The following is a 3851-nucleotide window of genomic DNA, read 5'->3' on the forward strand; positions in this document are numbered from 1 at the left end:
GGAAAGTAATATTTATTTGTAGAAAATTTTTAGAGATAAAAATAAGCTGAATATTCATGGTAAGAAAAGGGGGCACTTATATGCTAACAAATGATTTAGATTTCCGATTAGAACCACGTTTAAAAGAACTGTATGAACAACATAAAATAAGAGCGCAGAAGATAGACTGGGGTTATCATGAGTTTTTACCATGGGATAAGGGAATGGACTTTAAAAGAGTTCCTTGGGATGAAAGTCAAGTTACTCTCCCTTCTGGTGTAATTACGGCCATTGAAACAGCTTTATTAACAGAAGTGAATTTACCATGGTTTACAACGTATTTATCTGCGACTTTTAAAGGTTCCCTTTCTGTTATTACAGACTTTATTCATACTTGGACCTCAGAAGAGGATCAACATTCGAATTTATTAGAGACATATTTACTACTCACTCGAAGTGTAAACCCTAAACGTATACATGAATTAAGAAAATCAGTCGTTGAGTGTGGATTTGAGCCTGATTTTCATACACCAATCGAAGCCATGACGTATACGACGCTACAAGAACTTGCAACAATGGTGTTTTACAATAATGTAGCTAAGGTGGCAAGTAAGCATGATCCAGATCTGGCTACATTATTACGCCGTCTTGCAAAAGATGAAACACTTCATTATGCGTTTTATCGAGACGTTATTCGAACACATTTAGAATTGGAACCAAATTATTGCTACCATATTGCCAATGTGATTAGGAATTTTAAAATGCCAGGTGCCGTCATGCCTGATTTTGAAAATAGAATGGCTGTGATTGCAAAAGAAGCAAACTATGGGCCACTACAATATTTTGATCAAGTACTTGATGTAGTGGTTGAGTATTGGGGGTTAAAAGACTTACGACCAATTGCCCCTCTAGCAGAAAAAGCAAGAATTGAGATTTTGGAGTATCATATAAGATTGAAAAAAATACGGGATCGATTTGGCCGTTTTCAAGGAAAAACTGATCTACGTTAATGAGTAGAGATTTCAGAATATACGCGTGGGAATTCCCTTTCTTTTATTTGAAATCTAGAACGCTCTCTATTATTTTGCGGCTGTTTTCCTTAATTTAACTTCCGAAGAAAAAAGTTATTGACACCAAAAATAAATTCATGATATTATTGAATTTTTGATAAAAAATAACATATGTGTTAAGCTTGAGAAGGTTACCACATATGGAGGTGGGTTATATGTTTCAAATTGGGGATAACATTGTTTATCCAATGCACGGAGCAGGTATAATTGAAGCCATAGAAGAAAAAGAGTTCTCAGGGAAAAAGCAACTTTATTATGTCATAAAAATGTCCATTAGTAATATGCAAATCATGATTCCTAAAGGCAAAATATTGAGTTCGAATATACGCCCAGTTATTGATATACTTACATTAACGCGCATTATACACATTTTTCAGCATGGAGAATCAGGCGAATTAATGCCTTGGAAACAAAGGTATAAAGTAAACACAGATAAAATAAAAACGGGTGAAATACAAGAAGGTGCTGAAGTTATACGTGATTTAATCCGTATAAAGAAGGAAAAAGCACTGAATACAAGCGAAAAAAAATTGTTGGATGATGCATATAAATTTTTGGTCAGTGAGCTAGAATTAATTAAAGGAATCACTGAAAAACAAATAAAAAGTTTCTGTTGAGATTTATTATAAATACTGTATGACATCCCTCGGAAATATCCTGAATTCTCTGGGTATATGATGATTATTAAAAGGAAAGTATTTCAAAGATATTCAATTTCTTCAACTCACTTTTAGAGTAGATACCTCTTTTGTTATTACTTCAATCTAATCCATTTTTATTTTTAAATTTCTTTTACGAACGTTTGAAGTTTCATCAAATAACTAGATTAAATAGTCACTTGATTTTTACAATCCTGATTCACACTGGCACGGACAAGGAGCAGTAAGGATGAAAGAGAGGTAGGGCTTTCATTGTTTTAGGTAATATACTATCTAAGTCATTATTTCTAGAAGAAAAAACAATCAATCTCACCACTATCTTTAAGAGTGCCTTATATCTACTGAGCCGGTGAATAGTAATTGTTTATCTTCTTTACTTAAAATTGATAAACGAACTGGTAACACCATATGGTCAACTACAAAAAATTGGTTTCCAGACCAGGAAACCAATTTAAATTTTATTTACATACCAATAGTAAATTAAGCAGTAAGAAGGAGTACACACATGAAAAAAATGTTAACAAAAGAATTAAGTAATGAATTAAAGAAGCGAGAAGGGATCATCTCTATTACAGTTGAGTCTTATGAAAAAATCGAAGTTGGTGGAATTCGTGTAGATGGACCAGCTATTATTCTAATTAATCAAGAATAGGTAAAAATAGTTGCATACAAGGAGAAAAGGATCGGCCTTTAAGAGAAGGGGGATCCTTTTTGTTTGTTGCAGCCAATATGGGATATAAATAACTTTTATCTGATGTGTTGGGGTTAAAAGGAAGGAGAGGATGGAAATTATCATGGTGGAAAGCTTAATATTGGTAGGATTTCTTTTTACGTTATATAAATTAGTTGATAAAAAAACAAACTAATTATTTAAAACGATAGATTGTTTCTTTTTTTAGGGCGAGATTTATCTGAGAGTGAAATGGATCATATAAAGGAGGAATTAAAATGGATGCAAGGAAAAAACGCATAAAATACGAGAAGATGTCAAAAAATTATGATCGTATTTATTTAGTTTCGTTTATCCTATTAATTGTACTTGTTTGTAGTAGTGTGATTATCATAGGAGCTACAGGGGGAAAATATGGAGTATTTTTATTGTTAGCAATTTTACTTAACGCACGTATTACGAAAGAATCTCAAAAAAAGTATGAGCACTATTCTAATAAAGGGCGTATTTAAAATGATACATAACCAGAAAGGAACAACCTAGATGTATATTCAAAATATCCCTTTATCATCTCCTATTAACTAGTAAAAGTAACTTTATATAAATAATTTTTTAGCAATGTAGAAATAGAAACCGTACCCTATTAAAATGTTATTTCCGTCCATATAATGAATTATCCTTCTAGCATATTTATAAGATTTATATCATATATTAGTAGAAAGAATGCAAGTTAGAAAGGAGTCTTATAGAATGAGTTATTTGGAGGGAAATGACTTTAGTAAACAAAATATGGTAAGTGTGCCTAATCCCTATGTATATCAGACATTACAATCAGTAATTGGTAAACATGTGGTTATTGAAACTGTAAGAGGAAATATAAGAGGGAAATTAAAGGATGTGAAACCAGATCATTTGCTCATTGAAGATACGGTGCCATATATTGTACGCATTCAACAAATTGTATGGATTATGCCAAAACAATAATCAAATAAAAACACAGGGTTTTATCTCTGTGTTTCTTCAAATTTTCGTTTTTGAATATATGCTTGAGCATGGATAATTTCTTTCTGAAGTTCTTTTAATTCTTCCGTAGATCCAGATTCAATCCTCATGTACGTAGTAACTAGACTAATCATCATATCCATCTTCTCTACTATATTTTGAATGACCTGTTCAGATTGCTCTTTTTTAGGGTGTTGTATTGCTATTAAAGCATTTTCTATATAATTGTTCTTTCGTTGCTGGATATCATAAATAAACTGTTTTGTGTTTGAGTTCATTTGTTATTCCTCCGTTTTGGATATACTTCTATTCTATCATATTTGAATGGAAAATATGATATTACCCTAAATTCACACCTGTCCAGGTTTTAAGGTATTCATAATGTGTTCTAAATCAACTTTGATGTACTGAGACTGTTTTTTTACTGTTCCATTTCGAAAGTATTCAGGAAACTCATTTTTGATATACACT

Annotated in this window: 6 protein-coding genes; 5 read left to right on the top strand and 1 reads right to left on the bottom strand. The window is 31.8% G+C overall.

Features of this window, described 5'->3' with window-relative positions:
• Positions 1–80: 80 nt before the first annotated feature.
• The 5 genes from ACQGSG_RS27390 (at position 81) to ACQGSG_RS27410 (ending at position 3362) form a co-directional block, all read left to right on the top strand.
• Positions 81–989 (top strand): acyl-ACP desaturase, encoded by a 909-nt coding sequence (locus ACQGSG_RS27390; protein WP_000957101.1) that lies wholly within the window; start codon positions 81–83, stop codon positions 987–989.
• Positions 990–1204: 215 nt separating this feature from the next.
• Positions 1205–1666, top strand: coding sequence for a CarD family transcriptional regulator (locus ACQGSG_RS27395; protein WP_000486298.1), 462 nt, complete (start codon positions 1205–1207; stop codon positions 1664–1666).
• 547 nt (positions 1667–2213) lie between these two features.
• Entirely contained in the window at positions 2214–2360 is a 147-nt protein-coding gene (locus ACQGSG_RS27400; protein WP_000738548.1) for a BC1881 family protein, read from the top strand.
• A gap of 296 nt (positions 2361–2656) precedes the next feature.
• On the top strand, positions 2657–2890 hold the full coding sequence (locus ACQGSG_RS27405; protein WP_000340044.1) for a hypothetical protein: 234 nt from the start codon (positions 2657–2659) through the stop codon (positions 2888–2890).
• A 238-nt stretch (positions 2891–3128) separates the two neighbouring features.
• Entirely contained in the window at positions 3129–3362 is a 234-nt protein-coding gene (locus tag ACQGSG_RS27410; protein WP_000120818.1) for a YuzF family protein, read from the top strand.
• Between the two features lie 20 nt (positions 3363–3382).
• Here the strand turns inward: ACQGSG_RS27410 and ACQGSG_RS27415 are convergent, their stop codons facing one another.
• The gene (locus ACQGSG_RS27415) at positions 3383–3658 is read right to left on the bottom strand and encodes a hypothetical protein (RefSeq protein WP_001087712.1); all 276 of its coding nucleotides are present in this window, start codon (positions 3656–3658) and stop codon (positions 3383–3385) included.
• Between the last annotated feature and the right edge of the window lie 193 nt (positions 3659–3851).

The sequence above is a fragment of the Bacillus sp. GMa5/1 genome (assembly GCF_050172015.1).
GTDB lineage: Bacteria > Bacillota > Bacilli > Bacillales > Bacillaceae_G > Bacillus_A > Bacillus_A cereus.

Bases quoted from the DNA above. Each gene is read 5' to 3' on its own strand.
- ACQGSG_RS27390 (WP_000957101.1), top strand. From the start codon at position 81: ATGCTAACAAATGATTTAGATTTCCGATTAGAACCACGTTTAAAAGAA.
- ACQGSG_RS27395 (WP_000486298.1), top strand. From the start codon at position 1,205: ATGTTTCAAATTGGGGATAACATTGTTTATCCAATGCACGGAGCAGGT.
- ACQGSG_RS27400 (WP_000738548.1), top strand. From the start codon at position 2,214: ATGAAAAAAATGTTAACAAAAGAATTAAGTAATGAATTAAAGAAGCGA.
- ACQGSG_RS27405 (WP_000340044.1), top strand. From the start codon at position 2,657: ATGGATGCAAGGAAAAAACGCATAAAATACGAGAAGATGTCAAAAAAT.
- ACQGSG_RS27410 (WP_000120818.1), top strand. From the start codon at position 3,129: ATGAGTTATTTGGAGGGAAATGACTTTAGTAAACAAAATATGGTAAGT.
- ACQGSG_RS27415 (WP_001087712.1), bottom strand. From the start codon at position 3,658: ATGAACTCAAACACAAAACAGTTTATTTATGATATCCAGCAACGAAAG.